Origin of the sequence: Streptomyces sp. A0958 (genome assembly GCF_004795035.1) — a bacterium.
Classification (GTDB): domain Bacteria; phylum Actinomycetota; class Actinomycetes; order Streptomycetales; family Streptomycetaceae; genus Streptomyces.
The window spans coordinates 220,482-246,209 of sequence record NZ_SSBK01000001.1; the positions used below are offsets into that span (position 1 = coordinate 220,482).

Genomic DNA, 25,728 nt, shown 5'->3' on the forward strand with positions numbered 1-25,728 from the left:
AGGAGGAACCCCATGCCAGCCGCTGCCCGCACGAGCCGTGCACGCGCCCAGCTGACCATCATGGAGCCGCCGGCGGACGTCGGCGCCAAACCGGCCGGCACCCTCGCCCAGCTCACGCTGCAGTTCAACCCGGCGACGCTCTCCCTGACCAAGACCACCGAGTGGCGGCGCACCCCGTCCCGGACGGCCGGCGAGTCCGCGCTGCCGGAATTCGTGGGCAGCGGGCCCCGGTCGCTGTCCCTGGACGTCTTCCTGGACGCCACCGCCACCCACGACAACTCCGTGGAGAAGGCCGTGGAACAGCTGATGACGGCCTGCGTGCCCACGCCGAGCAGCCTGGGCCGCAAGAAGCCGTCGAGCCCCTGGGTGCGCTTCGACTGGGGGACGTCCAGGACGACGTCGTTCGACGGGGTGCTGTCCAGCCTCTCCGTGGCGTACACGCTGTTCGACGTGGACGGGAAGCCGCTGCGCGCCACCTGCTCCCTGTCCATCGAGGAGGCGAGCGTCGACCCGGCGGGCCAGAACCCGACGTCCGGCTCGCGGGAGGCACGCCGTACGCACGTCGTCGTCGCCGGGGACAGCCTGCCGCTGCTCGCCTGGCGCGAATACGGGGACGCCACCGCCTGGCGCACGATCGCCGAGGCCAACGACATCGACGACCCCATGCAGCTGGCCCCGGGCACGGAACTCCTCGTGCCCGCACTGGAGGACCGCGCGGCGGAAGATCGTGCTCCGGAGGGCGTCCGGTGACCGGGCCCGCCCGTTCCTTCGCCGCCGACCCGATCGTGGAGGCGCCCGGGGAGCTGCCCCAGGCCTGGGCGGCCCAGCTGGTGCGTTGCGAGGTCGACGAGAACGTCGGCCTCCCCGACACCGCCGTCCTGACCTACCGCGACCCGTACCACACGCTGCTCACCGCCACCGGGATCACCATCGGCACCCCCCTGAAGATCTCCGTGGTCACCGTCCAGGAGCAGGCGCGCGAGCGGCTGTTCACCGGTGAGGTCACCGCCCTCGAACTCGACAGCGACACCACCGGCTCCTTCACCGTCGTCCGGGCCTTCTCCAAGGCCCACCGGCTGCGGCGCGGGCGCAAGGTGGTGGCCTTCCGCAACATGAAGGCCGCCGACATCGTCCGCAAGGTCGCCACCGATGCCGGGCTCGCCTGCGGGAAGGTCGAGGCGGCCCCCGTCATGTACAAGCAGCTCACCCAGCCGAACGTCTCGGACTGGGACTTCCTCCAGTACCTCGCGGGCGAGTGCGGCGCGCACGTACGGGTGGACGAGAACGGCGTGCTGCAGTTCGTGAAGCCGAAGCCCGCCGCCTCGGCGCCCTCGCCGTCGACCTCCGCCACCCGGCACCCGATGGTGCTGGAGTACGGGCGCAACCTGCTGGCGCTGCGGGCCGTGCTGACCGGCGCGGACGGGGCGGACAGCGTGGAGGTGCGCGGCTGGGACGTGGAGACCAAGACCCGGCTGGTGGCGCGCGAGCAGTCCGTCCGCTCCACCACGGTCGTCCCGGGCGCGAGCCCGTCCGCTGCCGCCGGGGCGTTCGGGCCGAACGCCCGGATGACGGTCGCCGACACCCCGTACCGCACCCAGGCCGAGGCCGGCGCGGTCGCCGGTGCGGTGGCCGCACGGGTCTCCTCCGGCTTCGGGGAGATCGAGGCGGTCGCCGAGGGCAACCCCCGCCTCCGGGCCGGCGAACCGGTCGCCCTCGGCAACGTCGGCCCCGCCTTCGCCGGCCGCTACACCGCGACGGCCGCCCACCACGTCCTCGACCCGCACGGCGGCTACCGCACGACCGTCCTGGTCAGCACCGCCCCCGACCGCTCCCTCTCCGGGCTCACCGGCGGCGGCGCAACCCCGCCGGGCCCCCGTATGCCGGGCCTGGCGATCGGCGTGGTCACCGACATCCGCGAGGGCCGGGGCAACGGCGAACGCGGCTCGGTGCGGCTGAAGTTCCCCTGGCTGGACGACACGTACGTCACCGACTGGGTCCGTACGGTGCAGTGGGGCGGCCAGGGCGGCGGCGGGGTGTTCAGCCCCGAGGTCAACGACGAGGTGCTGGTCGGCTTCGAACAGGGCCTGCTGGACAGCCCGTACGTGCTGGGCGGCCTCTACAACGGCGTCGACAAGCCGTCGCCGCACGACGTACCGCTGGTCGACCCGACCAGCGGGAAGGTCAACCGCCGCTCACTGGTGTCCCGTTCGGGCAACCGGATCGAACTCCTCGACGCCCCGCGCGGCCCGTCCGGCGTGCGGCTGGCCACCGGCGACGAGCAGCTGGAGGTCACCTTGGACGAGCGGCGGGGTGAGATCGCGCTGAAGGTGTACGCCCGAGGCACCTCCCGGGTGCTCAGCTCCCTGTCCCTCGGCCGGTCCGGGATCACGCTCGACGCGGGCATGGGCGATGTCCACGTGAAGGGGGCGTCGGTGACCGTCAACGGCAAGACCGGAGTCACCGTGGACGGCGGCCTGCTCGCCGTCCTGAAGGCCGCGCTCATCCGCATCAACTGACTTCCGAACCGAGCAGTCCCAGCAGCCCCGACAAGGAGAACAGCAGCCATGCCCCCCGCAGCCCGTACGGGCGACCCCACCGTCCACGGAGGCGTCATCGGCACCCCGCCGCCGGGTGCGGTGGCCGTCGCCACCGTGCTGATCGGCGGCAAACCGGCCGCCGTCACCGGAAGCCTCCACGTGTGCGTCGTCCCCCCGCACGCCCTGCTCGGCCCGGGGAACGTCGTCATGCCGAACCCGGCCGCCCTGGTCGGTGGCGCGGTACTGATCGGAGGGCTGCCGGCCGCCCGCATGGGCGACACGACGAGCTGCGGCGCCAAGATCGTCGCCGGGGCGCCCAACGTCCTGATCGGAGGCCCGATATGAGCGAGGGCGGATTCATCGGCCGCGGCTGGGGTTTCCCGCTGCGGGTCGGCGCCACGGGCGGCATCGGCATGGTCGAGCGCGAGCAGGAGATCGAGGAGGCCATCGGCCTGGTGCTCGGCACCGCACCCGGGGAGCGGCCGATGCGCCCCGAGTTCGGCTGCGGCATCCACGACTACGTCTTCGCGCCCGGAGACGGCGCAACGGCCGGGCGCATCGCCCACGAGGTGCGGGTGTCGCTGGAGCGGTGGGAGCCGCGCATCGACGTACGGGACGTGGTCGTCGCCTTCGACACCGTCGAGGAGGGCACCCTCTACATCGACGTGCACTACACCGTGCGGTCCACCAACGACCTGCGCAACCTCGTCTTCCCCTTCTACACGATCCCGTCCTCCGGCGATTCCGCGGAAGCGGGGGCCCGCTGATGTCCCTGCCCCCGCCCAACCTGGACGACCGGCGCTTCCAACAACTCGTGGACGAGGCCAAGCGGTACGTCCAGCAGCGGACCCCCGAGTGGACCGACCACAACGTGTCGGACCCGGGCGTCACGCTGATCGAGACGTTCGCGTACATGGTCGACCAGCTGCTGTACCGGCTGAACCGGGTGCCCGACCGGAACTACTTCGCCTTCCTCGACCTGCTGGGCGTGCAGCTGTTCCCGCCGACGGCCGCCCGTGCCGACGTCGACTTCTGGCTGTCCGCACCCCAGCCGGACACCGTGCGGCTCCCGGCCGGTACGGAGGTCGCCACCGCGCGCGGCGAGACGGAGGAGGCGGTGGTCTTCTCGACCGACGAGGACCTGGCGATCGTGCCGAGTTCACTGATCCGCCTGGTCACCGTCCCGGCCTCCGGTGACCAGACGGACCGCACCGCGCCGCTCGGCGAGGGCAAGGACATCCCCTGCTTCCAGCCCCGGCCCGAGCCCGGTGACGCCCTGCTGTTCGGGCTGCCCACCGCCGTTCCCCGGTGCATCGTCGCCGTACGGCTGGACAGCCGGGTGGAGGGCGTGGGCGTCGACCCCCGGCAGCCTCCGCTGGTGTGGGAGGCGTGGGACGGCGCCCGCTGGGTGCCGTGCACGACCGGCACCGACTCCACGGGCGGGCTCAACAAGCCCGGCGAGATCACCGTGTTCGTGCCCGCCGGGCACACCGCGTCCGTCACGGCCGGCACCCGGGCCGGATGGCTGCGCTGCCGGGTCACCGAGCCCGCACCCGGCCAGCCCTTCTACGCGGAGTCCCCGACGATCCGGGAGGCCGAGGTCTTCACCGTCGGCGGCACGGTCGGCGTCGAGCACGCGGAGACCGTCCTCGACGTACCGCTCGGCACCTCCGAGGGGGTCGCGGGCCAGACGTTCTCCGTACCCCGGACACCGGTCCTGCGCGACGGGGAGCCACCGCTCGTCCAGGTGTCGTCGGACGGGGGCTGGCAGACCTGGACACCCGTGGAGCACTTCGGCGCCTCGTCCCCGGACGACCGGCACGTACGGATCGACGCCGCCACCGGCCGGTTCGCCTTCCCGCCGGAGGTGCGCGAGGCGGACGGCACGATGCGGGCCTACGGGGCGGTGCCCCCGAAGGGCGCCCAGCTCCGCGTCGCCCGCTACCGCACGGGCGGCGGGGCCGCCGGGAACGTGGCACGCGGCGCCATCCGCGTCCTGCGCAGCTCCGTCCCGTACGTCGCCGGGGTCGACAACCGCGAGGCGGCGCGCGGCGGCGTCGACGGCGAGAGCGTCGAGAACGCGAAGGTGCGCGCGCCGCACATCCTGCGGGTCCAGGAGCGGGCGGTCACGGCCGAGGACCACGAGGTCATCGCCCGGGAGGCCGCCCCCTCGCTGCGCAGGGTCCGCTGCCTGCCCGCCGTCGCGGGCGAGGGCGGTGCGGTACGGGTCCTGGTGGTGCCCGACGCGGTCCCCGACGAGGGCGGCCGGCTGCGGTTCGAGCAGCTGATCCCGCCGGACTCGGTGCTCGCGGCGGTGGCCGGCCGGCTCGACGAACGACGCCTCGTCGGCACCCGCCTGATCGTGGAACCGCCCGCCTACCAGGGCGTCACCGTGGTCGCCGGACTGGTGGCGGACGAGGGCGACGTGGACCGGGTCCGGGCCGACGCGCTCGACGCGCTGTTCCGCCACATCGACCCGCTGCGCGGCGGCGCGGACGGCAACGGCTGGCCCTTCGGCAGACCCGTGCAGTACGGCGAGGTCTTCGCCGTACTGCAGAGCGTGCCCGGGGTGCGCCTGGTGGAGGAGGTACGCCTGTTCCCCGCCGACCCGCTCACGGGCCGCCGGGGCGCGGCCGTCGACCGGATCGACGTGGCCGCGAACGCCCTGGTCTTCTCCCACCAGCACCAGATCGCCGTCACGGCGGCGGGCCCCGGTGAGCGCCCATGACGAGGGCCGCGATCCCCGGACTCCCCAGCCGCTACCCGATCGGCGCGCTGCTGCCCGCCCTGTACGCGGACGACGACCTCGCCCAGCGCTTCACGGCGGGCCTCGACACGGTCCTGGCCCCCGTCCTGTCCACCCTCGACAACCTCCCCGCCTACTTCGACCCCGTGCTGACCCCGGACGACTTCCTGCCCTGGCTGTCGTCATGGGTCGGCGCCGGCGTCGACCCGGCCTGGCCGGTGGAACTGCGCCGCGCCGCCGTCGCCCGCGCCGTCGAACTCCACCGCCGGCGCGGAACCCGCCGGGGCCTCACCGAACACCTGCGCCTCTGCTTCGGCGTGGAGGCCGACATCCAGGACGGCGGCGGCGCGGCCTGGTCGTCCGAGCCGGGCGCCGCACTCCCTCCCGCCCTGACCGGGGAACTGCTGGTACGGGTCAGGCCCCCGGCCGGACGCACGGTGGACGCGGCCCGCGTCCTGACCGTGGTCCGCGCCTCGTGCCCGGCCCACCTCACCTGCCGGGTGGAGATCCTGCCGGGCGCCCCGGCCGACGAGACAGGAGCCTGACATGACGCGCCCGTGCCCGGCCTGCGGCGCCGCGAACGACGAGAACGAGGACTTCTGCGGGAGCTGCGGTACGTACTTGGGCTGGTCGACGCGGAGCGCCCGGCCGGAGCCCTCGGAACCGGCACCGACGCCGGAACCGGAACCGGAACCGGAACCGGCGGCTACGACCCCGACGTCCGTGACCCCGCCCCCGCCCCCGACCCCGACCCCGACCCCTGCACCGGCCCTGGCCCCGGAGCCGACCTCGGGGCCGAGCACGGCCCCGGAACCGGAACCGGAACCGATGACCCCGCCCGCACCCACGACCCCGCCCACACCCACGCCCCCGGCGCCGCGCCGCGCCCCCGTACAACCGGCCGCACCCGCTCCCGCCCCCGCCCCCGCCCCCGTACAACCGGTGCGGCCGGCACGGCCGGAGCCGAGTCCGCGACCGGAACCCGAACCGGAGCCCGCCGACGAGCCCGTGGGGGCGGTGCGGCCCGGCGTACCGATCGCCGCACGGCCGAAGGTCAGGCCGGTGGCGGTGGACGAGGAGCCGGACGGCGAGCCGTGCCCGTCGTGCGGGACGTCCAACCGTCCGGGCCGTACGTTCTGCCGCAACTGCGCCTCCCCGCTGAAGCCGCGGGCGCAGGCCGCGCCGCTGCCCTGGTGGCGGACGCGGTGGCCGTTCAACCGCCGGGTGCGGGCGGGTTCGGGCCGGCTGCTGCGGGCGAGCCTGATCGCCCTGGTGATAGCGGGTCTCCTGGTCGCGGGCTACCTGCTGATCCCGGCCGGGCGCTACGTGTTCGAGGACGTACGCGACAAGCGTGGCGGCACGGCACAGATCAGCCCCGAACACGTCTCCGCGAGCGCCGCCGCCCCCGGGCACCCGGCGAAGGAGGCCATAGACACGGTGACGAACACCTACTGGGGCGCGGAGCAGGTCGGCGACTCGCTGACCGCCGTGTTCGACGAGCCGTTCCGGCTGGTCGGTGTCACCGTCTACACCGGGGTGTCGAAGAAGCCCGAGGTCTTCAAGACGGGCGCGAGGCCGGTCAAGGCCGACCTGATCATCAAGTCGAAGGACGGCACGATCCACGAGGAGGCCATGCCCCTCGGGGACCGGCCCGGCAAGCAGACGCTGCGGACCGGCATCAGCGACGTCGTCTCGATCGAGTTCGTCGTGCGGGAGGCGGCCGGGCTGGAGGGCGGAGGCCCGATCGCCCTGGGGGAGATCGAGTACTTCAAGCGCACATGAGGGTGACGCCGTCCTCCCGCGCCGCCGGCCTCAGTGGGCCTCCTCGGTGGCGCGGGAGTCGGTGAGGGTCAGCGCGCCGCCGGCCGCGACCAGGCCGACGACGACCGCCAGCACGGCGTAGGTGATCCGCTCGCCGTGGAAGAAGGACGCCACCAGGGCGCTGCTCCAGGTGCCCGCGGGCAGCTGCGTGGTGACCAGCGCGGCGATCAGGGTGCCGACCACGGCGGTGCCGATGCTGGTTCCGACCTCCTGGGCGGTGTCGTTGAGCGCCGTACCGATGGACGTGCGGTTCTCCGGCATCGCGTCGACGAGCGCGATGGCACAGATCGTCATGATGGTGCGCAGCCCGATGGTCATCAGGACCATGCACGCCGCGATGACGCCGTACCCGTGGTCGACGCCCCAGGACAGGGCGCCCAGCGAGCCGGCCAGGCAGGCCGCGCCGACCAGGCAGGCGACGCGGTGGCCGAACCTTCCCGCGAGCCACTCGGACAGGGGGGTCGCCGCGATCATGGTCACGATGAGCGGCAGGTTCGCCAGGCCGGCCCGCACGGGGCTCCACCCGTAGGCGTACTGGAAGTGCAGGATCAGGCCGAACATCACCGCTGCCATCGCGATGGCCGTGCCGATCTGCGCGATGGCGGCGCCCCGGACGGTGCCGTTGGCGAAGAGGCGGAGGTCCAGCATGGGCGCCGCGCTGCGGCGCTCGTGCCACACGAACGCGATCCCCGCCGCGAGGGCGCCGAGAACCGAGGCGAGGGTGCTCACGGAGAGCCAGCCGTGCTCGACACCGCTGGTCAGCGCGTAGCAGGCGAGTCCGATGGCGGTGACGCTCAGGACGGCGCCCGGCAGGTCGAGCTTGTCCTGCGTCAGGTCCTGCGGCCGGTCCGCGGGGACACCGAGGCGGATGCCGATGGCGGCGATCAGCGCGATCGGGGCGTTGACGAGCAGGAGCCACTGCCACCGGACGTGCGCGAGGGCGGTGCCGCCCAGCAGCGGGCCGAGGACGAAGCCGGACATGCCGACGACGATCATCAGCGTCATCGCGCGCATCCGCAGCGCCTTGTCGTCGAACAGCCGGAAGACCAGCGAGTTGGTGATGGGGGCCATCGCGGCGGCGGCGATGCCGAGACCGGCACGCAGCGTGATGAGTTCCCCGGTGGTGGTGACGGCGACGACGGCCAGGCTCAGCAGACCGAACACCGCCAGGCCGACCAGCAGCACGCGCCGGCGCCCGAGCCGGTCGGCGAGCGACCCTGCGGTCAGCAGGAGGCCGCCGAACGTCAGCGAGTACGCGCCCGTGACCCACTGGAGCGCGGTCGTGCCGCTGCCGAGGTCCCGGCCGATGGTGGGCAGCGCGATCGAGAGAAGCGTGTTGTCGACCATCTCGACGAAGAAGGCCAGGCAGAGCGCGGCCAGGGGTATCCAGGCGGCGCGCAGCGAGGGATACGTACGCGGTGGGGTGGGAGCGGAAGTGGTGGCGGTCGTGGCGATGGCGGGCCTCCTCAGGGAACGTCGCCGACTATCGAACGACGTTCTACGATAGAACGCCGTTCGATGATGAGGCAAGCGTGATTGGATGTGACCCATGACCGGCCCCCGTCCCAGCCCCGCCGACCGCCCGACCCGGGGGCGCCGGCGCGCCTCGCACTCCATCGATGCCGTTCTCACCGCAGCGGTGGCCCTGCTCGATGAGGCGGGGGAGCCGGCGCTGACCCTGCGCGCCCTCGCGACCCGGCTCGGCACCGGCGTCGGCAGCATCTACTGGTACGTCTCGGGCAAGGACGACCTGCTCGAACGCGCCATGGACCACGTGCTCGGCGGGGTCCTGGCGGCCGTCGAGAAACAGGACCGCAGCGGGGACCCGATCGATGTCCTGCGCGTGATGGCCGTCACCCTGTTCGACGCGATCGTGGACCGGCCGTGGCTGGGCGGGCGCTTCATGCAGGACATCGGCGCCCAGGGCAACGCGCTGCGGCTCTACGAGAAGCTGGGGCAGCAGACGCTCCGCCTCGACCTCACCCCGCGACAGCGGTTCCACGCCGTCACGGCGATCGTGGCCGTCGTGGTCGGCAGCGCGGCCGACCTGGGCCAGGAACCGCCCCAGGAGGTGCTGGACGGCTCGGTGGGCCGCGAGGAGTTCCTGGGCCGCTATGCCGCGATGTGGCGTGAGCTCGACACCGAGGAGTACCCGTTCCTGCACGAGATCGTGGACGAGTTCGACGGCCACGACGACAAGGAGCAGTTCCTCGCCGCCCTGGAACTGACCCTGGCCGGCCTCCGCCGCCAGTCCGGCACCTGAGCCGCCTACTCCCCGGCCACGAGCTGCGCGGTCACCACGCCGTGCAGCAACTCCGCGTCCACGAAGTCCCCGTCCTCCGGCGCCCCGCAACGCCAGCTCAGCGGATACGTGTTGCCGTGCGCCGCCGGAATCCCCACGTACTGGTCCCGCGCGGCCGGCCCGAAGCACTTCGCGCCGGGCGGCCAGTCGAAGTCCTGGCTCGCCCCGGGCTCCAGCAGGAAGTACGTCCACCGCGCCCCCGCGATCTCCCGCACCACCGGCCCGGGATCGCCGTCCGTGAGCGTCACCAGATGGTGCACCACCGCCTCACCCCGGACGCCGCGCAGCCGGATGGCGTCGAAGTGGATACCGGTGAGGTGGAGTTGGAGCCCCGAGGAGGGAACCCATTCGGGGAGATTCTTCTGCGTCATGGCAGTAAGCATTCCCGTGCGTGCGTAGCGTGACCAGGAGGACACGATCCACATCAGGGCGATGTGAGGAAGGGGCGGTGGTCTGTGGGGACGAGCGAAGAGGTGAGCCACGGGCGCAGGCTCGTAGGGGAGTTGATGCGCATTCACCGAGTGCAGGCGAGGTTCACGCAGAAGACGGCGTCGGAGAGCCTGCTCGTCTCGGAATCGCTGCTGGGCGCGGTGGAACGCGCGGAACGCATCCCGTCGCTGGACCTGCTGACGGACGCCGAGGTCCTGTACCGGGCGAACGGGGCGCTGAAGGCGTGCTGCGATCTGGTGGACGAGGAGAAGTACGCGCCGAAGTTCCTGGACTGGGCCAAGTTGGAGCGCACGGCTCGGGTGATCAGTGCGTACGAGACGATGCTGATCCCCGGTCTGCTCCAGACGGAGGCGTACGCAATGGCATTGCACCGAGGTCGGGTTCCCGCGTACTCGGAAGGTGAGATCGTCTATCTCGTCGAGGCGAGGCTGGAACGGCAGAGGGTGCTGGAACGCACGCCGCCTCCGCGCATCGGGTACGTCATCGAGGAATCCGTGCTGGAACGCACGCTGGGTGGCCCGGAGGTTCTCAAGGAGCAGCTGCGGCACATGCTGGACTGCATCGAGCGGTACAACCACCTGACGGTCCAGGTGATGCCGTCCGCACAGCACACCCACGCGGGGTTGAACGGCCCCATGCAGCTGATGTCCACTGCGGAGGGTCGTGCGCTGCTGTTCGCAGAGGGGCAGGGCGGCGGTAGGTTGATCTCGAAGCCGGAGCAGGTGAGCGACATGTTCGACCTCTTCGGTATCTTGCGGGCTCAGGCACACAACCCGTGGCAGTCCGCGGAGATCATCGAGAAGAAGATGGGGCAACTGTGAGCTACCACGACGCCGGACTGACCTGGTTCAAGTCCAGCTACAGCAACGCCGAGGGCGAAGCCTGCATCGAAGTCGCCTACAACTGGCACAAGTCCAGCTACAGCGACTATGAGGACGCGAACTGCGTAGAGGTGGCCACCTGCCCCCACACCGTCCACGTCCGCGATTCCAAGGTCACCGACGGCCCGACCTTCGCCGTCGCCCCGACCGCCTGGACCGCGTTCCTGGACCACGCGACCGCGAACTGACCACCGAGTCCGGGGGCGGCCGTTCAGCCGGCCGCCTTCGCATGGGGCGTGGAGGCGAACAGGTCCATGCCGAGCGCCCCGGACAGGAAGTGGGCGACGCGCTGGCCGCGGACGCTGTTGCCGGCCTCGTCCAGGCGGGGTGAGAACACGCCGAGCCCGCCCTTGCCGGGGGCGACGGTGATGATGCCGCCGGAGACGCCGCTCTTGCCGGGCATGCCGACCTCGTACAGCCAGTCGCCACTGCGCTCGTACAGGCCCGCAGTGGCCAGCGCGGAGAGGGTGTCGCGGCAGACTCCTGCGTCCACGACCTGCTCGCCCGTGAGGGGGCAGACGCCGCCGTTGGCCAGGGTCGCGCCCATGACCGCGAGGTCGCGGGCGGAGACGGTCACGGAGCACTGCCGGGTGTAGAGGTCGGTGGTCGCGACGGGGTCCCGGGCGAGGGCGCCGTAGCTGTCCAGCAGGCGGGCGATCGACTCGTTGCGCTGGTTGGTGCCGGACTCGGAGGTGTAGACGCGCTCGTCCAGCCGGAGTTCCCGGCCCGCGAAGCGGGAGAGGCCGTGGCGGATGAACTCCCAGCGCTCCTCGGGCGACGCGCCCGGCACCAGGGCCGTGGTGGCCAGGGCTCCCGCGTTGACCATGGGGTTCATCGGGCTGCCGTGATTCAGCTCGACGGCCAGGACCGAGTTGAACGGCAGGCCCGTGCTGTTGACCCCGATCCGCCGGCGGACGGTGTCGCGGCCGAGTTCGTGGTTGACGAGGGCGAAGACGAACGGCTTGGAGACCGACTGGATCGAGAACGGGTGGTCCGCGTCGCCGGCCGTGAACACGTTGCCGCTGACGTGGGCGACGGCGATGCCGAACAGTTCGGGATCGACCTCGGCGAGTTCCGGGATGTAGTCGGGGACCCGCCCTTCGCGGTCCTCCTGGAACCGCCGGCGCACGCCGTCCAGGGCCGCCCGTACGGACTCGGCCGTGGGGAGCCGCCCGGTGGAGACGGCCGCTCGCGCGGTGCCGGGGTCCGCGACGTCCCCGGTGTTGTGGATCACGCCGGCCATCCAGTGCCTCCTGATGCCTCGTCCCGGGCGGCGGAACCGCTCCCGACCACCCACCTGTACCTCCACCGGCCGCCGGGTCCCGCCACGACTTACTGATCCGGCGGGGACAGCCCCCCGATGGCGGACGCCGGGCGTTCTGGCGCCTTTGACGTGCTGCACTTATTGCTGCACCATGTGATGCATGGCAACTGTGACCCGCAAAAGCGTCCCCTTGGACGCACTCGTCGAAGAGACACTGAAGCGTGTCCGGCACAACGACACCCCGGAGAACCGAGCCCTGTGGCAGGTGACGGGCATACACGTGGACGACGACACGTCCGAGGCCGAGGTGCTTCGCGCGCTGCTGGACGCGGGCCGTCTCGCGGTTCAGGAGAAGGTCATGGAGAACGGCTATGCCGCCCTCGCGGCAGCTCACGACGAGGAGGACCGGGCGTACGAGGCGGCCGTACGGGCTCGTGGGGCCCGTCGGCGAAGCCGGGTCGGGGCGGGTGAATGAGCGAGATCGTTCCCATCCGGGGTCGCGTGTATCGCGCCGACCTCGGAGCAGGTCCCAAGCCCTGGCTTGTGGTCTCGAACAACGCGCGCAACCGGGCGCTCAATGACGTCCTGGTCGTGCGCGTCACCACATCGGTCAAACCTTCGCTGGCGAGCATTGTCGAGTTGGTGCCCAACGATCCGCTCGTCGGCCGTGTGCTCTGTGATGACCTGGGGCCCATGTACAGAGACGAGATCATGGGAGACCTCGGCGCGCTCTCGAACCAGACGATGGTGAAGGTCGCCACGGCCCTCCAACACGTCCTCGCCCTCTGAGGCCCCACCCCTCACACCCCCGGCGCCCCCCACACCGGAAACCACCGCGACAGGTCCTGCTCCACCCGCAGGTCGTCCCCCAGCGCGGCCCTGACCTGCAACTCCAGCTGGTTGTCGCGCTTCTCGGCGCCGCCCGCGACCGGGGCGAACGGGTAGAACGTGCCGCGCTTGTAGAGGTAGACCAGCGCGAGCGAACGGTCCCGGTCGTCCCGGAAGGCGACCAGGGAGCACAGCAGCTGGGGGCCGAAGCCGCCGTCCTGGAGCAGGGTGTTCACCGCGTGCAGGTCGTTGACCAGGGCGGCCGTGTCCTCGGGCGGCTGGCGGGAGAGCAGCCAGGTGTAGCCGTAGGTGTCGCGGCTGAACTCCACCGGGATACCGCCGCGCCCGGTGTCCGCGTCGAGCAGTTCGCGTACGTCCTGCTGGACGCGGGCGAAGGTGGCGCCCTCGACGCCCGCGAAGCACACCGAGCCCAGGCCGGTGGGTGTGAAGCCGGTGGCGGCCTGGAGGGTGAGGGCGGCGGAGGGGACGGCGAAGAGCTGGTCGAGGTCGGGGCGGACCGGTTTGCTGCGGCCCAGGATCGTGTCGAGCAGGCCCACGGGGTCTCCTTACGGACGGGACAGGTCGGCCGAGATGCGGGCCAGCTGGTCGAGGCGCTGTTCCAGGGTCGGGTGCGAGGAGAGCAGCCGGGCGAAGCTCTCCTTGGAGGCGAAGGCCGGGACGAAGTAGAAGGCGTTGTACGGCTCCGCCTTCCGCAGGTCCTCCGTGGGAATCCGGGCCATCTGGCCGCTCACCTTGGTGAGGGCGGAGGCCAGGGCCGAGGGGCGGCCGGTGAGGAGGGCGGCCGTGCGGTCGGCGGAGAGTTCGCGGTAGCGGGAGAGCAGGCGGGTGAGCAGGAAGCTGACCGCGTAGACGACCGCGCTGATCAGCGGGATCAGCATGATCGCGATGCCGATGGGGTCGTTGTTGCGGCTGCCCCGGGAGAAGCCGCCCCACAGGGCGACCCGGGTGATGATGCCGGCGAGGACGCCGAGGAACGAGGCGATCGTCATGACGGCGACGTCCCGGTGGGCGACGTGCGACATCTCATGGGCGAGGACGCCCTCCAGCTCCTCCGGCTCCAGTCTGCGCAGCAGACCCGTCGTGGCGCAGACGAGGGCGGTCTTCTCGCTGCGGCCGGTGGCGAACGCGTTCGGCACGTCGCTCTCGGCGATGGCGACCCTCGGTTTGTCCATATCGGCAAGAGCGCAGATCCGGTCGATCGCGCCGTGCAGTTCGGGCGCCTGCTCGGGGGTGACCTCACGCGCACCCATGCTGAACGCGGCGATCCGGTCGCTGAACCAGAACTGCGCGATGAACATGCCGCCGGTGATGATCAGGATGATCGGCCAGGCCCCGCGCAGCGCGGCCAGCAGCACGCCCACCAGGACCACGTACAGCAGCCCGATCAGGAACATCGTGGTGACCATGCGCGTGGTCAGACCACGGTCCGGCGCATACCGGCTACGGGTTCGGCTCATCGGGTCGACCTCCAGTCCTCACCTGTCCAGGCTGTCCCACCTGTCTCCCATGGTGCTCCTCACCGGCCGAAAATGGAGGAAACGGGGGCGGACGGGAGATGTGGCCGAAGACCGACTGGACCAGATAGGTGCCTGAGGCATCTAGTGAGGGTGATCGGTAAGCAGGACACACCCCCCTCGCTGCGAGGTCCGCATGACAGAGACCCAGTCCGAGACCCAGCCCGGCACCCAGTCCGAGACCATCGCCTTTCCGCAGGACCGCACCTGTCCCTACCACCCGCCCACCGGCTACCCGAGCGAGAGCCGGGGCCGGCGCTCCGTGTCCCGTGTCCGGCTCTTCGACGGCCGTACGGTGTGGCTGGTCACCGGGCACGCCGAGGTCCGGGCGCTCCTGGCGGACCCCAGGCTGTCGTCCGACCGGGCGAACCCGGGGTTCCCCTTCTTCGCGCCGAGGCTGGCCACGCTCGCACAGCGTCGCGTCGAGCTGATCGGCGTCGACGACCCGGAGCACAACGCGCAGCGCCGGATGCTGATCCCGAGCTTCACGGTCCGGCGGACGGCGGCGCTGCGGCCGCGCATCCAGGAGACCGTGGACCGGCTGCTCGACGCGATGGCCGAGCAGGGCCCGCCGGCCGAGCTGGTGGGCGCCTTCGCGCTGCCGGTGCCGTCCATGGTCATCTGCGCGCTGCTCGGCGTGCCGTACGCGGACCACGACTTCTTCGAGGCCCAGTCGCGCAAGCTGCTGCGCGGGCCGGCGCCGTCGGACGTCGTGGCGGCGCGGGAGGAGCTGGACGAGTACTTCCGCGTCCTGATCGAACGCAAGCGGCGCGAGCCGGGGGACGGGCTGCTGGACGAGCTGATCGCCAAGCAGCTGGAGACCGGTGCGGTGGAGCGCGACGAGCTGGTGCGGCTCGCCGAGATCCTGCTCGTGGCCGGCCACGAGACGACCGCGAACATGATCTCGCTCGGCACCTTCACGCTTCTCCAGCACCCGGACCAGCTGGCCCGGCTGACGGACGGCGACGGCAGCGGGGTGCCGGCCGCCGTGGAGGAGCTGCTGCGGTTCCTGTCCATCGCGGACGGGCTCTCCCGGGTGGCGGTCGAGGACATCGAGATCGGCGGGGAGACGCTGCGGGCGGGGGACGGGGTGCTGCTGTCCACCGCCGTGAGCAACCGGGACGCGTCCGTCTACCCGGAGCCGGACGCGCTGGACCTCGGACGGGGGGCGCGCAACCACGTGGCCTTCGGCTTCGGTATCCACCAGTGCCTGGGTCAGAACCTCGCCCGCGCCGAACTGGAGATCGCCCTGCCCGCGCTCTTCCACCGCTTCCCCGGGCTGCGTCTGGCGGTTCCGCCCGAGGAGGTCCCGTTCAAACCGGGCGACACGGTGCAGGGGCTGCTGGAACTGCCGGTGACCTGGTGACGGCCGCAACGCGGACGGGAGGAGCGATGGGCATGCGGATCGACATCGACAAGGACGTGTGCATCGGCGCGGGTCAGTGCGCGCTCGCCGCACCGAAGGTGTTCACGCAGGACGACGACGGGCTGAGCGAACTCCTGGAGGGGGCCGAGCCGGGCCCCATGGTCGGTGAAGCCGCCCGCGCCTGCCCGGTACAGGCGATCACGGTGGGCTGAGGCGGGCGGCCGGGGGCGGGGTCAGGGCCAGAGCAGTTCCCGCTCCCAGGCCCCCGTCCCCGTCCGCACGTCGGCCGTACGGCGGTACCGCAGACGTACGTGGCGCCGCCGGGCGTCGCCCTGGAAGAACTCGGCCTCGCGCGGCTCGACCACGTACCGGGTCCAGCTCGCAACCTCCGCGTCGGGCTCGGCGCGCGCCCGGTCCCAGGCGGCGTCCGACGCGCGGTCGAGTGCGGCCGACGAGTCCAGGATCTCGCTCTGCCGCCCCACCAGGGCCGAGGCCAGCGCACCGGTCGAGCGGGCGTGCAGGTCGGCGGCGCTCTCGGCCGTGGAGCACGCGGTGACCGGCCCCCGGACGCGTACCTGGCGGCCCTGCGCCGGCCAGTAGAAGCCGAGCGCGGCGTACGGGCGGGCGGCCAGCTGGCGGCCCTTCGCGCTGGTGGAGTGCGTGGCGAAGTGCCAGCCCCGCTCGTCCGCGTCGTGCAGCATCAGGGTCCGTACGTCGGGCAGGCCGTCGGCGTCCACGGTGGCCACGGTCATGGTGTGCGGCTCGGCCTGCCCGGCGGCCACGGCCTCGGCGAACCAGGAACGGAAGAGGGCGAGGGGTGTGCCCGGTGCGGTGTCCGGGGCGAAGGCCGGGAGGTCGGTGTCCCAGACGCGCTGGGCGTGCAGCAGATCGAGGAAGGACTGCCGGGAGGCGGGATCGGATGCGTCGGTCATGCGGCCGACGCTACGCTGAAGGTGGCCGGGCACCGAGGAGCTGGTGGCCGAGCACCGGCAGTCGCCCCGCGTGGACGGCGCGCTCATGCGCCGCGCGGCCGGCGGGTTCTCGGGCGCCGAGGATCGCGCCGGGGATGACGGCCCCTGGGACCGTGCGGTGTGGGCACGACCCCTCATCCCCGCCCCAGCACCACCGTCCCCGACGAGCAGAACCAGCCGCCCGTGCCCGACGCCACCGCCAGTTCCGGGAGGCGGCCCCCCGCCTTGCGCACCTGGCGGGCGCCCGCCTCGCCGCGCAGCTGGCGTACCGCCTCCACCAGCAGGAACAGGCCGCGCATCCCGGGATGGCAGGCGGACAGGCCGCCGCCGTCCGTGTTGACCGGGAGCGCCCCCGTAAGGCCCGTACGGCCCCCCTCCACGTACGGGCCGCCCTCGCCCTTCGCGCAGAAGCCCAGGTCCTCCAGCGTCACCAGCGTCATATAGGTGAACGCGTCGTAGATCTCGGCCAGATCGATGTCGGCGGGCCGCACCCCCGCCCGCTCGAACGCCAGGCGGCCGGAGACGGCGGCGGGGGAGACCGTGAAGTCGTCCCACTCGGACATCGTCGAGTGCGAGACGTGCTCGCCGGTCCCGAGCACCCAGACGGGTGACTTCGCCGTGTCCGGCACGTACTCCTCGGCCGCCAGCAGCACCGCGCAGCCGCCGTCGCTGCGGATGCAGCAGTGCAGCTTGGTGAACGGGTCGGCGATCATCGGGCCCGACAGCACCTCGTCCACCGTGACGGGGGTGCGGAACATCGCGTCCGGGTTGTCCGCCGCGTTCGCCCGCGCCCGCACCGCCACCTCGGCGAGCTGTTCCAGCGTCGTGCCGTACTCGTGCATGTGCCGGCGGGCGGCCATCGCGTACTTGGCGATCAGCGAGTGCCCGTACGGCACCTCGAACTGGAGCGGGCCCCTCGCCCCGAACGACAGGTTGGAGGTGCGGCGGCCCGCCTTGATGTCGGCCCGTGCCGTCGACCCGTACACCAGCAGGACGGCGTTGGCGCGGCCCGCCGCGATGGCGTCCGCCGCATGGGCCGCCATCACCTCCCACGTCGAGCCGCCCACCGATGTGGAGTCCACCCAGGTCGGCTTCAGCCCCAGGTACTCGGCGACCTCCACCGGGGCGAGCGTCCCGAGCCCCGCCGAGGCGAAGCCGTCGACCACCGAGCGGTCCAGGCCCGAGTCGGCGAGCGCGCGGCGGGCGGCCTGGGCGTGCAGGGCGTACGGAGTGGCCGTGTCGACGCGCCCGCAGTCGGCGAGGGATATGCCGACGACGGCGACCCGGCGGGGAGGAGGAGGCGTAGGGGGCATGAATCTGACGGTACATCAGGTGGGGTGGAGTGGGGCCGGTCGTGCACTGTGGTCCCCGTCGCCCCGCACGGCTCTGGGAATCTCGCCGCCACACCCCTAGCATGACGGGCCGTCAGTTCAGAGGCCGTCGGCCTCTGAGGGGAAGGAGTCCGACGATGGATGCCGCCTTCACCGCGGAACAGGACGAGATACGCCGCACCCTGCGCGAACTGCTCGACGGGGGAGGGGAGGGGGACGAGCTGTGGCACCGGCTCGCCCGGGACCTCCGGCTGCCCGGACTCGGCATCCCGCAGGAGTACGGGGGCGCCGGCCGGGGCACCGCCGAGCTGGCCGTCGTCCTGGAGGAGACCGGCCGCGCCCTGCTGCCGTCCCCGCTGCTCGCCACCGCCGTGCTCGCCGCGCCCCTGATCCTGGCCCTCGGCACCGAGGAGCAGCGCGCCGCCCTGCTGCCGGCCGTGGCCGCAGGCGACCTCACCGCCGCCCTGGCCGTGCCCGGCGGCTCCCTGTCGACGGCCCTCGGCCTCGCCGGCGACCCGACCGGCGGCTCCTGGGCGGGCGGCGGCCGGGCGGGCGGGGTGCAGGCCCGGCCGGCCGGTGGCGGGAGCGGCGGGTGGCGGCTGTACGGGGAGGCGGACCGCGTGCCGGACGGGGACCTGGCCGGGCTGCTCCTGGTCGCCGCCCACGCGGGCGGCTTCCCGCGCAGCCGCACCCTGCTCTTCCTGGTCCGCGCGGACGGGCCCCGGCCGCCCGCCGGGCTCGCCCGCACCCGGCGGACCTCACCTGACCCGACCCGCCCGCTCGCCCGGGTCCAGCTGCGCGACACCGAGGCGGTACTCCTGGGCGCCGACGACACCGTGGACGCGGGCCCGGCCCTCGCGGCGGCCGGACGCACGGCCGCAGCCGCGCTCGCCGCCGAGGCGGTGGGCGCGGCGGCGGGCGCACTGGAACGCGCCGCCGCGTACGTGGCGGCGCGCGAACGGTCCGGCGGCTCCTTCCCGGCGTCCCACGCCTTCCAGGCCGAGAAGCACCGGATCGCGGAGCTGTACGTACGTGTACGGTCGGCCCGCTCCGCCGCGTACTTCGCCGCCTGGGACGCGGAGACCGCCGGGCTCGCCCTCGCGCAGGCCCTGGAGGCGCTGCGGGCCGCCACGGCGGAGGCCGTGCGGCTGCCGGGGGACGCGGGCCCGCCTGACCGGGAGCACGAGGCGCACCCGTACGCCGGGCGGGCCGCCGTCGGGCAGCTCCTCCTCGGCCCCGCCCACCGCCTGCGCGACCACGCGGCCCGCCGCTCCGGGCTCTTCGCGACGGCAGACGACGGGGGCGCCGGGCACGGGCCGGCCGGGGACGGGAGCGCCGGGCACGGGGCGCCAGGGAGCGGAAGCGCCGGGCACGGGGCGCCAGGGAGCGGGGGCGCCGGGCACGGGGCGGCCGGGCAGGTGGCGGTCTGATGGCGGCGGTCGGGGTCCGGCTCGTCCAGAAGGTCTCCTCCACCCGCGTCTTCGCCCGGATCGCCCCGCACGTGGTGCCCGCCATGGACCGCACGGTCCACCGGCTCACCCGGGGCCGGGTGCTGCTCAGCGCGCGGATGCTGCCGGGGGTCGTCCTGACGGTGCCGGGGGCGCGCAGCGGGCAGCCGAGGACCACCCCGCTGGCCTGCATGCCGCAGCCGGGTGACGGCGGCCCGGGTGACGGTGGGCCGGCCGGCTGGGTCCTGGTCGGCAGCAACTTCGGCCGGCCCGGGCACCCGGCCTGGACGGCGAACCTGCTGGCGCACCCGGAGGAGGCCGTCATCAACTGGAACGGCCGCGACATCCCCGTACGGGCCCGGCTGCTGGCCGGTGAGGAGCGCGCGGTGGTGTGGAAGGCGGCGCTGGCGTTCTGGCCGCCCTATGCCGCGTACCAGGCGCGGATCGACCGGGAGATACGGCTGTTCCGGCTGGAGCGGCGGGAGGTTTCTCCGTAGCGGTCCGTGAGGGGTCCGGGTACGCCGACGGCGGACCACATGCGTGGTCCGCCGTCGGTGAGACAGGACCTGGGGGCGCCCGGGGTCACCGCGCGTCACCCAGTGGAGGGGAGTCCGGGCGCGGGCGCTACTTCGCCGGCTTCTTACCGGTGATGCCCAGATGCACCAACAGGGCCAGGTTCGGCTTGAGTTCGGCCTGCTTGACGCCCCAGGTGGTGAAGCCCTTCTGGTGCGAGGCGACGGCGGCCAGCATCGCGACCAGGGAGCCCGCCATCGCGGCGGCACTGACGTCCTTGTCGACCTTGCCCTTGGCCTGGAGCTCCTTCACGGACTCCGTGAGGGAGTTGGTGACCGAGTTCAGGATCTTCATGCGGATCTTGTAGAACCGCTTGTCGCCCTCGGCCGCGCCGAGGTCGACCACGCGCAGGATCGCGTCGTTGCGCCGCCAGAAGTCGAGGAAGCCCTCGACGAGTTCTTCGGCGGTCTGCCGGCCCGACTTGCCGACCCAGGAACGTCCGGCGACCAGTTCGGTCAGGCCGGCGCCCTCCTTGGCCATTTCTTCGGCGATTTCGAGGACCGCGCCCTCGACGTCGGGGAAGTACTGGTAGAAGGTCGCGGGTGAAGTCCCCGCCTTCCGGGCGACGTCGATGACTTTGACGTCCCGGTACGGCGAGGAACTGAGCATCTCGCTGAGGCAGTCGAGCAGCTTCTGCCGCGTCGCCTGTCCGCGCCGACCGGCCACGCGGCCGTCGACGGTGCGTACTTGTCCTGTCATGCCGTCAGCTTACCGACGGGTGATCGGAGCGCGATTCGGCCGAGTGCAAATGGGGAATGCGGCCCGCTGCCGCCCCTCCCCGCCCACGGTGTGATCAGTGTTATTAACAGCCTGTGGATAACTTCGGTGGATAACTTTCGAAAGTGCGTTCGCTTTGGGGGTATGGGGTGGGTAGGTCCCGGGCGCGCGGGAGGCGCCGCGCGGCTACGTTGGCTGTGACGAGGGTCACCATGACGCGTCACGACGACACGTCACCATGACAACGGAAGGATTCGGGCCCATGGCCGCATTCGCGCAGTCCGCACCGTGCTGGGTGGATGTGCAGCTCCCCGACCTCGAGGCGGGCAAGCGCTTCTACGGCGAGCTGTTCGGCTGGACCTTCCGGGCGGGCGAGGGCCCCTGGGCCGACGCCCTCAGCGACGGGCGACTCGTCGCCGCGCTGGCCGCGAAGAAGGACGGCAGGATGCCGACCGCCTGGGGCGTCCACTTCGCCACCGACGACATCGCCGCGTCCGTCGCTCGCGTCCGCGCGGCAGGCGGCCAGGTGATCACCGAACCGGTACCGGCCGGCCACTACGGGGTGCTCGCCCAGGCCGCCGACCCGGGCGGTGCGGTCTTCGGCCTCTGGCAGGCGGGTGAGCGCGCGGGCTTCCAGAAGCAGAACGAGCCCGGCTCCTTCTGCTGGACCGAGGTCCACACCCGGGTCAAGGACCGGGTCGACCCCTTCTACGAGGAGGTCTTCGGCTTCCGCTCCGCCGACGCGGACGACGAGCCGGGTGCCGCCGCCCCCGGCACCGACGAGACGCACGTCGACTTCCGCATCTGGTCCCCGGCCGGCACCGAACCCGGCCCCGGCACCGCCGTCGGCGGGCGCAGCGTCATCACGGACGCGTTCCCCGCCGAGATGCCCAGCCACTTCCTCAGCTACTTCGCGGTCGCGGACTGCGACGCCTCCGCCGCCACCGTCGAACGGCTCGGCGGCCGGATCACCACGCCGCCGCTGGACATCCCGTACGGACGGATGGCCGTGCTCCACGACGACCAGGGCGCCGAGTTCGCCGTACTTCAGCCCTCCCTGTCCTGATACGGCGCGAGTGACCCGGGACACCCCGATCCGCCCCCGGGTTCGCAACCGGGGCCTCGGCCAGGAACAATCGGGGTGCGCACCGCCGGGTGGTGCCCAGTGATGAGACGCTGCACACGGCGGGTTTTTCGCGGACCTCTGTTCCCTGAGGTCCGTACGGGGAGGTGGCAGGCAAGTGGTGGAGCAGCTGACGCAGCACGACCCGAGGCGGATCGGCCCGTTCGAGGTGCTGGGGCGGCTCGGGGCCGGCGGCATGGGGCTGGTCTATCTCGCCCGGTCGGCGTCGGGCCGGCGGGTGGCGATCAAGACGGTACGCACGGAACTGGCCGAGGACCAGCTGTTCCGGGTGCGCTTCACACGTGAGGTGGAGGCCGCGCGTGCCGTCAGCGGCTTCTACACGGCCGCCGTGGTGGACGCCGACCCGCGCGCCGCCGTGCCCTGGCTCGCCACCGCGTACGTGCCCGCACCCTCGCTCGAAGAGATAGTGAATGAGTGCGGGCCGATGCCGACCCAGGCGGTGCGCTGGCTGGCGGCGGGCATCGCCGAGGCCCTGCAGTCCATCCACGGCGCGCAGCTCGTCCACCGCGACATGAAGCCGTCGAACGTGCTCGTCGTCGAGGACGGCCCCCGGGTCATCGACTTCGGCATCGCGTCCGGCGTCTCCAACACCCGGCTCACCATGACGAACGTGGCCGTCGGCACGCCCGCGTACATGTCCCCGGAGCAGGCGCGGGACTCGCGCAGCGTGACGGGGGCCAGTGACATCTTCTCGCTCGGCTCGACGCTCGTGTTCGCGGCGACCGGCCACGCGCCGTACCGGGGTGCCAACCCCGTCGAGACGGTGTTCATGCTGCTGCGCGAGGGCCCCGACCTCGCCGGCCTGCCCGATGACCTGCGGTCGCTGATCGACTCCTGCATGCAGATGGACGCCACGCTGCGGCCCACGCCCGCCGAGTTGCAGGCCCAGCTCGCCCCGCACCTCTTCGCCTCCGGCGGCGGTGACGACAGCGGCACGGCCTCGGCCTGGCTGCCGGCCGCCGCCACCGCGATGATCGAGCAGCGTCGGGGCGGTGGCCGCGCGGTCGCCCCCGCCCCGCCCGTCCCCCCGGCCCCCGTGCCGCCCCCGCCCCAGCAGCCGCCGGGCGCCGACTGGGACGGCCCCTGGCACAGCGGGGTCCCCTCCTCGCGCCCGCCGGCGCCGCCCGCGCCGGTGCCCGACGCCGGGGGGCCGGTCCTGCTGACCGGGGCGCAGGTGCCGATCGGGCCCGGCCCGCGCGCCCAGGACGCCCGGGCGTCGGCGGCCGGTGCCGACGCGGGACCGGCGACCGGCTGGGTCCGCCCGCCCGCCGGGGTCAACGGCTCCGCCCCGACCGCCGCGCCCGTACCCGCCCCGGCCCAGGCCCCCGACAGCGACCGGTCCGGGCCCGAGCGGTGGCGGCCCTGGCGGTTCCGCATGTCCAACGACGTGTGGGGCACCCCGGTCGTCGTCGGTGACCTCCTCTACGTCACGTCCTTCGAGGTCCACGCGCTGGACACCGGCAACGGGCGGCGCCAGTTCAAGACCCGCGACGTGGCCTGGGCGATGGCCGTCGAGGGCGGCCGCATCCACGCGTCGGACGGCCCCTCGCTCTACGCCCTGGACGCGGCGTCCGGCGCCGAGCGGTGGCGGGTCCAGGCCGACGCGTGGGTGTACACGCTCAAGGCCGACCGCGGCACGGTCGTCACCGGCACCCGGGGTGGCGGCGTCCAGGCGTGGGAGGCGGCGACCGGCGAGAGGCTGTGGGACCTCACCGGCGCGCAGACGGACTTCGAGACGCCGGAGGCCGGGCCCGCGATCCACGACGGCACGGTCTACGTGTGGCAGGACGCCCGCCTGCGGGCCCTCGACGCCCGGACCGGCGTCGAGCGCTGGTCCTACCCGGTGGGCGACGCGGCCTCCTGCGGCGGGGTGCCGGTCCGGGTGGCCCCGGCGCCCGACGGCTACGTGTACGTCTCCGCCGGGACCAGGGTCCTCGCGGTGGACATCGGCTCCGGCCGGGTGCGCTGGCACTTCGAGTGCCCGGCGGTCTTCGTCTCGCCGCCCGCGTTCGCGCCGGGCCCGGCGGTCGCCGGCGGCGGGGTCTACCTCGCGGACTACCTCGGTACGGTGTACGCCCTGGACGCCGCGACCGGCAAGGACCGCTGGCGCATCGCCACGGAGGCCCGCCAGTCGACCGAACCGGTGCTCGTCGTGGCGGGCAACGTCCACGTGGGCAGCGGCAGCGCGCTGTACACCCTGGACGCGGTCACGGGCACCCCGAAGTGGCGGTTCGCCGCGGGTGGCGAGGTGGTCGGCGCGCCGGTCGTCGCCGACGGCCGGGTCCACTTCGGCTCCGCGGACCACGTCCTCTACACCCTCGACGCGGCGGGCGGCCAACTCCGCTGGAAGCTCGCCACGGGCGGCGAGATCACGGGCTCACCCGTGGCCCGGTCCGGCGTGGTCTACGCCTGCAGCAAGGACCGCTGCGTGTACGCGCTGGACGCGCTGAAGGGCACGGGCACGGGGGGCAGGGCGAGGGCGTAACCCTCCAGCCCACCCGGACCCGCCCCGACCCGTGCGCGTCCGCCCCGGCACCCTCAGCCCGTCCGGCGTTTGAGGACGGAACCGTGGCGGTGGTGGGCGGCGCCAAAACGCACAGCCGGGGGCGGCCGGCACCCCCAGCCCGTCCGGCGTTTGAGGACGGAACCGTTGCCGTGGTGGGCGGCGCCAAAACCGAGTCGGGCCTGGCCGTTACTCCCAGCCCGTCCGGCGTTTGAGGACGGAACCCTGGCGGTGGTGGGCGGCGCCAAAACCGAGTCGGGCCTGGCCGTTGCTCCCAGCCCGTCCGGCGTTTGAGGACGGAACCCTGGCGGTGGTGACCGGTTGTACAAGGGCTCGGGCCCGCCCGATCGCCGGTTCCGTCCTCAATCGCCGGACGGGCTGGGATGGGTTGCCCCGGTCTCATGGGTGCGCGCCGCCCGATCGCCGGTTCCGTCCTCAATCGCCGGACGGGCTGGGTTTCCCGCCGGACGGCCCGGGTTTCTCGCCGGACGGCCAGGGCTCGTCGCCGGACGGCCACGGCTCGTCGCCGGGCGCCCCGGGGCGACCGGGGTCAGCCCCGGGCCCCGGATAAGGCGCATCCCCCTCCGGCTCCGGCCAGGGGCTCGTCTGGACCGACGGGCCCGGTTCCCGGGTGGGCGGCCACGTGTCGGGGTCGCCGGACCCAGGCGCCTCGTACGCCCGCCCCGTCCGGCCCCGCCGCCTCCCGGACATCAGCGCCGCCCCCAGCAACAGCAGCACCCCGCCACCGCAGGCCGACGCCACGCCCCACTGCAGCCCCGAGCCGTCGCCCGCGACGGCAAGGCTGCCGGTGGCCTGGCCCTGGCGGACCATCCACAGCACCGTGAACCCGAGCACCACCACGCCCGCGAGGGCGACGAGCAGCCGGGACCGCAGGACCACACCCACCACGGTCACCACCGCCGCGCAGAGGAACGGCAGCCACAGCGAGGAGAACAGCCCACCGGGATGCGCGCCGGTCACACCGGTACCGGTGAAGAGGTCGCCGATCCGGTAGTGCCGCCCGAGGCGGCCGTCGTACCAGTCACGGAAGGGGCTCAGCACGGCGGCCGCCGCTCCGACGAGAGCGACGATCGCACCGAGGACGTTGCGAATCATCTCCGTACCTTTCAGCACTGTTCAGCACCTTTCAGTACCTTTCGCGCTCTCGCTCCGACGCTACGCCGGACGTGTGGCACCCGCCACCAGACGATGACGAGACCGTGACAGGGCCATGACCGGGCCACCGGTCCCGGGCGTCATGCTGTGCGTTACGGTGTCGCGCGCCCGGCCACCCGGCCGGCTCCGACGCAC

At 73.0% G+C, this 25,728-nt stretch carries 27 protein-coding genes; 18 read left to right on the top strand and 9 right to left on the bottom strand.

Going from position 1 to position 25,728, the window contains the following annotated elements:
- Nucleotides 1–12: 12 nt before the first annotated feature.
- The 7 genes from E6P78_RS01100 to E6P78_RS33170 all read left to right on the top strand — a co-directional run bounded on the left by E6P78_RS01100 (nucleotide 13) and on the right by E6P78_RS33170 (nucleotide 7,065).
- Complete coding sequence (locus E6P78_RS01100; RefSeq protein ID WP_136201595.1) at nucleotides 13–750, top strand: LysM peptidoglycan-binding domain-containing protein; 738 nt, start codon at nucleotides 13–15, stop codon at nucleotides 748–750.
- Nucleotides 747–2,516, top strand: coding sequence for a VgrG-related protein (locus tag E6P78_RS01105; RefSeq protein WP_136201596.1), 1,770 nt, complete (start codon nucleotides 747–749; stop codon nucleotides 2,514–2,516). The genes E6P78_RS01100 and E6P78_RS01105 overlap by 4 nt, the downstream gene beginning before the upstream one ends.
- A gap of 48 nt (nucleotides 2,517–2,564) precedes the next feature.
- Complete coding sequence (locus tag E6P78_RS01110) at nucleotides 2,565–2,882, top strand: PAAR domain-containing protein (protein WP_136201597.1); 318 nt, start codon at nucleotides 2,565–2,567, stop codon at nucleotides 2,880–2,882.
- Nucleotides 2,879–3,304, top strand: coding sequence for a GPW/gp25 family protein (locus E6P78_RS01115; protein ID WP_136201598.1), 426 nt, complete (start codon nucleotides 2,879–2,881; stop codon nucleotides 3,302–3,304). Before E6P78_RS01110 ends, E6P78_RS01115 begins: the two co-directional genes overlap by 4 nt.
- Nucleotides 3,304–5,265, top strand: a complete 1,962-nt coding sequence (locus E6P78_RS01120) for a putative baseplate assembly protein (RefSeq protein WP_136201599.1) — start codon at nucleotides 3,304–3,306, stop codon at nucleotides 5,263–5,265. Before E6P78_RS01115 ends, E6P78_RS01120 begins: the two co-directional genes overlap by 1 nt.
- Nucleotides 5,262–5,828: a phage tail protein gene (locus E6P78_RS01125; RefSeq protein WP_136201600.1), complete on the top strand. Its 567-nt coding sequence runs from the start codon at nucleotides 5,262–5,264 to the stop codon at nucleotides 5,826–5,828. The genes E6P78_RS01120 and E6P78_RS01125 overlap by 4 nt, the downstream gene beginning before the upstream one ends.
- 517 nt (nucleotides 5,829–6,345) lie before the next feature.
- A complete protein-coding gene (locus E6P78_RS33170) occupies nucleotides 6,346–7,065 on the top strand; it encodes a zinc ribbon domain-containing protein (protein WP_240798995.1) in 720 nt (239 codons plus the stop codon).
- A 30-nt stretch (nucleotides 7,066–7,095) separates the two neighbouring features.
- On the opposite strand, the gene E6P78_RS01135 is transcribed toward E6P78_RS33170, so the two are convergent.
- The gene (locus E6P78_RS01135; RefSeq protein ID WP_136201767.1) at nucleotides 7,096–8,559 is read right to left on the bottom strand and encodes an MFS transporter; all 1,464 of its coding nucleotides are present in this window, start codon (nucleotides 8,557–8,559) and stop codon (nucleotides 7,096–7,098) included.
- A 160-nt stretch (nucleotides 8,560–8,719) separates the two neighbouring features.
- On the opposite strand from E6P78_RS01135, the gene E6P78_RS01140 reads away from it, so the two are divergent.
- The gene (locus tag E6P78_RS01140) at nucleotides 8,720–9,367 is read left to right on the top strand and encodes a TetR family transcriptional regulator (RefSeq protein ID WP_136201768.1); all 648 of its coding nucleotides are present in this window, start codon (nucleotides 8,720–8,722) and stop codon (nucleotides 9,365–9,367) included.
- Nucleotides 9,368–9,372: 5 nt separating this feature from the next.
- Here E6P78_RS01140 and E6P78_RS01145 read toward each other — a convergent pair whose 3' ends face one another.
- A complete protein-coding gene (locus E6P78_RS01145; protein ID WP_018553065.1) occupies nucleotides 9,373–9,777 on the bottom strand; it encodes a hypothetical protein in 405 nt (134 codons plus the stop codon).
- Nucleotides 9,778–9,912: 135 nt separating this feature from the next.
- Here E6P78_RS01145 and E6P78_RS01150 point away from each other — a divergent pair, with 135 nt between their 5' ends.
- Complete coding sequence (locus E6P78_RS01150; RefSeq protein ID WP_136201602.1) at nucleotides 9,913–10,677, top strand: DUF5753 domain-containing protein; 765 nt, start codon at nucleotides 9,913–9,915, stop codon at nucleotides 10,675–10,677.
- Entirely contained in the window at nucleotides 10,674–10,925 is a 252-nt protein-coding gene (locus E6P78_RS01155) for a DUF397 domain-containing protein (RefSeq protein ID WP_136201603.1), read from the top strand. Before E6P78_RS01150 ends, E6P78_RS01155 begins: the two co-directional genes overlap by 4 nt.
- A 23-nt stretch (nucleotides 10,926–10,948) precedes the next feature.
- Here the strand turns inward: E6P78_RS01155 and glsA are convergent, their stop codons facing one another.
- Complete coding sequence (glsA, locus tag E6P78_RS01160) at nucleotides 10,949–11,980, bottom strand: glutaminase A (protein ID WP_136201604.1); 1,032 nt, start codon at nucleotides 11,978–11,980, stop codon at nucleotides 10,949–10,951.
- A 181-nt stretch (nucleotides 11,981–12,161) separates the two neighbouring features.
- Here glsA and E6P78_RS01165 point away from each other — a divergent pair, with 181 nt between their 5' ends.
- Both E6P78_RS01165 and E6P78_RS01170 read left to right on the top strand, forming a co-directional pair.
- A complete protein-coding gene (locus E6P78_RS01165; protein ID WP_136201605.1) occupies nucleotides 12,162–12,476 on the top strand; it encodes a hypothetical protein in 315 nt (104 codons plus the stop codon).
- A complete protein-coding gene (locus E6P78_RS01170) occupies nucleotides 12,473–12,790 on the top strand; it encodes a type II toxin-antitoxin system PemK/MazF family toxin (RefSeq protein WP_136201606.1) in 318 nt (105 codons plus the stop codon). The genes E6P78_RS01165 and E6P78_RS01170 overlap by 4 nt, the downstream gene beginning before the upstream one ends.
- Nucleotides 12,791–12,801: 11 nt before the next feature.
- Here the strand turns inward: E6P78_RS01170 and E6P78_RS01175 are convergent, their stop codons facing one another.
- Together E6P78_RS01175 and htpX are read right to left on the bottom strand one after the other, a co-directional pair.
- Entirely contained in the window at nucleotides 12,802–13,386 is a 585-nt protein-coding gene (locus E6P78_RS01175) for a hypothetical protein (protein ID WP_018553460.1), read from the bottom strand.
- Nucleotides 13,387–13,395: 9 nt separating this feature from the next.
- Nucleotides 13,396–14,307 carry a zinc metalloprotease HtpX gene (gene htpX, locus E6P78_RS01180; RefSeq protein ID WP_026249957.1) on the bottom strand — a complete coding sequence of 304 codons (912 nt, stop codon included), beginning with the start codon at nucleotides 14,305–14,307 and terminating at the stop codon, nucleotides 13,396–13,398.
- 193 nt (nucleotides 14,308–14,500) lie between these two features.
- Here htpX and E6P78_RS01185 point away from each other — a divergent pair, with 193 nt between their 5' ends.
- Entirely contained in the window at nucleotides 14,501–15,730 is a 1,230-nt protein-coding gene (locus E6P78_RS01185) for a cytochrome P450 (protein WP_136201607.1), read from the top strand.
- A 32-nt stretch (nucleotides 15,731–15,762) separates the two neighbouring features.
- A complete protein-coding gene (locus E6P78_RS01190) occupies nucleotides 15,763–15,942 on the top strand; it encodes a ferredoxin (protein ID WP_136201608.1) in 180 nt (59 codons plus the stop codon).
- Nucleotides 15,943–15,963: 21 nt separating this feature from the next.
- On the opposite strand, the gene E6P78_RS01195 is transcribed toward E6P78_RS01190, so the two are convergent.
- Both E6P78_RS01195 and E6P78_RS01200 read right to left on the bottom strand, forming a co-directional pair.
- Nucleotides 15,964–16,662 (bottom strand): pyridoxal 5'-phosphate synthase, encoded by a 699-nt coding sequence (locus E6P78_RS01195; protein ID WP_136201609.1) that lies wholly within the window; start codon nucleotides 16,660–16,662, stop codon nucleotides 15,964–15,966.
- 173 nt (nucleotides 16,663–16,835) lie between these two features.
- Nucleotides 16,836–18,014 (bottom strand): acetyl-CoA acetyltransferase, encoded by a 1,179-nt coding sequence (locus E6P78_RS01200; RefSeq protein ID WP_136201610.1) that lies wholly within the window; start codon nucleotides 18,012–18,014, stop codon nucleotides 16,836–16,838.
- Between the two features lie 155 nt (nucleotides 18,015–18,169).
- On the opposite strand from E6P78_RS01200, the gene E6P78_RS01205 reads away from it, so the two are divergent.
- Both E6P78_RS01205 and E6P78_RS01210 read left to right on the top strand, forming a co-directional pair.
- Nucleotides 18,170–19,462, top strand: coding sequence for an acyl-CoA dehydrogenase family protein (locus tag E6P78_RS01205; protein ID WP_136201611.1), 1,293 nt, complete (start codon nucleotides 18,170–18,172; stop codon nucleotides 19,460–19,462).
- Nucleotides 19,462–19,977 carry a nitroreductase family deazaflavin-dependent oxidoreductase gene (locus E6P78_RS01210; protein ID WP_206307686.1) on the top strand — a complete coding sequence of 172 codons (516 nt, stop codon included), beginning with the start codon at nucleotides 19,462–19,464 and terminating at the stop codon, nucleotides 19,975–19,977. The genes E6P78_RS01205 and E6P78_RS01210 overlap by 1 nt, the downstream gene beginning before the upstream one ends.
- Nucleotides 19,978–20,104: 127 nt before the next feature.
- Here E6P78_RS01210 and E6P78_RS01215 read toward each other — a convergent pair whose 3' ends face one another.
- Entirely contained in the window at nucleotides 20,105–20,752 is a 648-nt protein-coding gene (locus E6P78_RS01215; RefSeq protein WP_136201613.1) for a TetR family transcriptional regulator, read from the bottom strand.
- 280 nt (nucleotides 20,753–21,032) lie between these two features.
- On the opposite strand from E6P78_RS01215, the gene E6P78_RS01220 reads away from it, so the two are divergent.
- Nucleotides 21,033–21,836, top strand: coding sequence for a VOC family protein (locus E6P78_RS01220; protein WP_136201614.1), 804 nt, complete (start codon nucleotides 21,033–21,035; stop codon nucleotides 21,834–21,836).
- Between the two features lie 178 nt (nucleotides 21,837–22,014).
- Complete coding sequence (locus E6P78_RS01225) at nucleotides 22,015–24,399, top strand: PQQ-binding-like beta-propeller repeat protein (RefSeq protein ID WP_136201769.1); 2,385 nt, start codon at nucleotides 22,015–22,017, stop codon at nucleotides 24,397–24,399.
- Between the two features lie 453 nt (nucleotides 24,400–24,852).
- Here E6P78_RS01225 and E6P78_RS01230 read toward each other — a convergent pair whose 3' ends face one another.
- Entirely contained in the window at nucleotides 24,853–25,533 is a 681-nt protein-coding gene (locus E6P78_RS01230) for a hypothetical protein (protein WP_136201615.1), read from the bottom strand.
- Nucleotides 25,534–25,728 lie beyond the last annotated feature (195 nt).

What these genes read in the sequence shown, in the direction of transcription:
- E6P78_RS01100 (WP_136201595.1), top strand. Translation starts at nt 13, where the DNA reads ATGCCAGCCGCTGCCCGCACGAGCCGTGCACGCGCCCAGCTGACCATC.
- E6P78_RS01110 (WP_136201597.1), top strand. Translation starts at nt 2,565, where the DNA reads ATGCCCCCCGCAGCCCGTACGGGCGACCCCACCGTCCACGGAGGCGTC.
- E6P78_RS01115 (WP_136201598.1), top strand. Translation starts at nt 2,879, where the DNA reads ATGAGCGAGGGCGGATTCATCGGCCGCGGCTGGGGTTTCCCGCTGCGG.
- E6P78_RS01120 (WP_136201599.1), top strand. Translation starts at nt 3,304, where the DNA reads ATGTCCCTGCCCCCGCCCAACCTGGACGACCGGCGCTTCCAACAACTC.
- E6P78_RS01125 (WP_136201600.1), top strand. Translation starts at nt 5,262, where the DNA reads ATGACGAGGGCCGCGATCCCCGGACTCCCCAGCCGCTACCCGATCGGC.
- E6P78_RS01145 (WP_018553065.1), bottom strand. Translation starts at nt 9,777, where the DNA reads ATGACGCAGAAGAATCTCCCCGAATGGGTTCCCTCCTCGGGGCTCCAA.
- E6P78_RS01150 (WP_136201602.1), top strand. Translation starts at nt 9,913, where the DNA reads ATGCGCATTCACCGAGTGCAGGCGAGGTTCACGCAGAAGACGGCGTCG.
- glsA (WP_136201604.1), bottom strand. Translation starts at nt 11,980, where the DNA reads ATGGCCGGCGTGATCCACAACACCGGGGACGTCGCGGACCCCGGCACC.
- E6P78_RS01165 (WP_136201605.1), top strand. Translation starts at nt 12,162, where the DNA reads ATGGCAACTGTGACCCGCAAAAGCGTCCCCTTGGACGCACTCGTCGAA.
- E6P78_RS01170 (WP_136201606.1), top strand. Translation starts at nt 12,473, where the DNA reads ATGAGCGAGATCGTTCCCATCCGGGGTCGCGTGTATCGCGCCGACCTC.
- htpX (WP_026249957.1), bottom strand. Translation starts at nt 14,307, where the DNA reads ATGAGCCGAACCCGTAGCCGGTATGCGCCGGACCGTGGTCTGACCACG.
- E6P78_RS01185 (WP_136201607.1), top strand. Translation starts at nt 14,501, where the DNA reads ATGACAGAGACCCAGTCCGAGACCCAGCCCGGCACCCAGTCCGAGACC.
- E6P78_RS01190 (WP_136201608.1), top strand. Translation starts at nt 15,763, where the DNA reads ATGCGGATCGACATCGACAAGGACGTGTGCATCGGCGCGGGTCAGTGC.
- E6P78_RS01195 (WP_136201609.1), bottom strand. Translation starts at nt 16,662, where the DNA reads ATGACCGACGCATCCGATCCCGCCTCCCGGCAGTCCTTCCTCGATCTG.
- E6P78_RS01200 (WP_136201610.1), bottom strand. Translation starts at nt 18,014, where the DNA reads ATGCCCCCTACGCCTCCTCCTCCCCGCCGGGTCGCCGTCGTCGGCATA.
- E6P78_RS01205 (WP_136201611.1), top strand. Translation starts at nt 18,170, where the DNA reads ATGGATGCCGCCTTCACCGCGGAACAGGACGAGATACGCCGCACCCTG.
- E6P78_RS01210 (WP_206307686.1), top strand. Translation starts at nt 19,462, where the DNA reads ATGGCGGCGGTCGGGGTCCGGCTCGTCCAGAAGGTCTCCTCCACCCGC.
- E6P78_RS01215 (WP_136201613.1), bottom strand. Translation starts at nt 20,752, where the DNA reads ATGACAGGACAAGTACGCACCGTCGACGGCCGCGTGGCCGGTCGGCGC.
- E6P78_RS01220 (WP_136201614.1), top strand. Translation starts at nt 21,033, where the DNA reads ATGGCCGCATTCGCGCAGTCCGCACCGTGCTGGGTGGATGTGCAGCTC.
- E6P78_RS01230 (WP_136201615.1), bottom strand. Translation starts at nt 25,533, where the DNA reads ATGATTCGCAACGTCCTCGGTGCGATCGTCGCTCTCGTCGGAGCGGCG.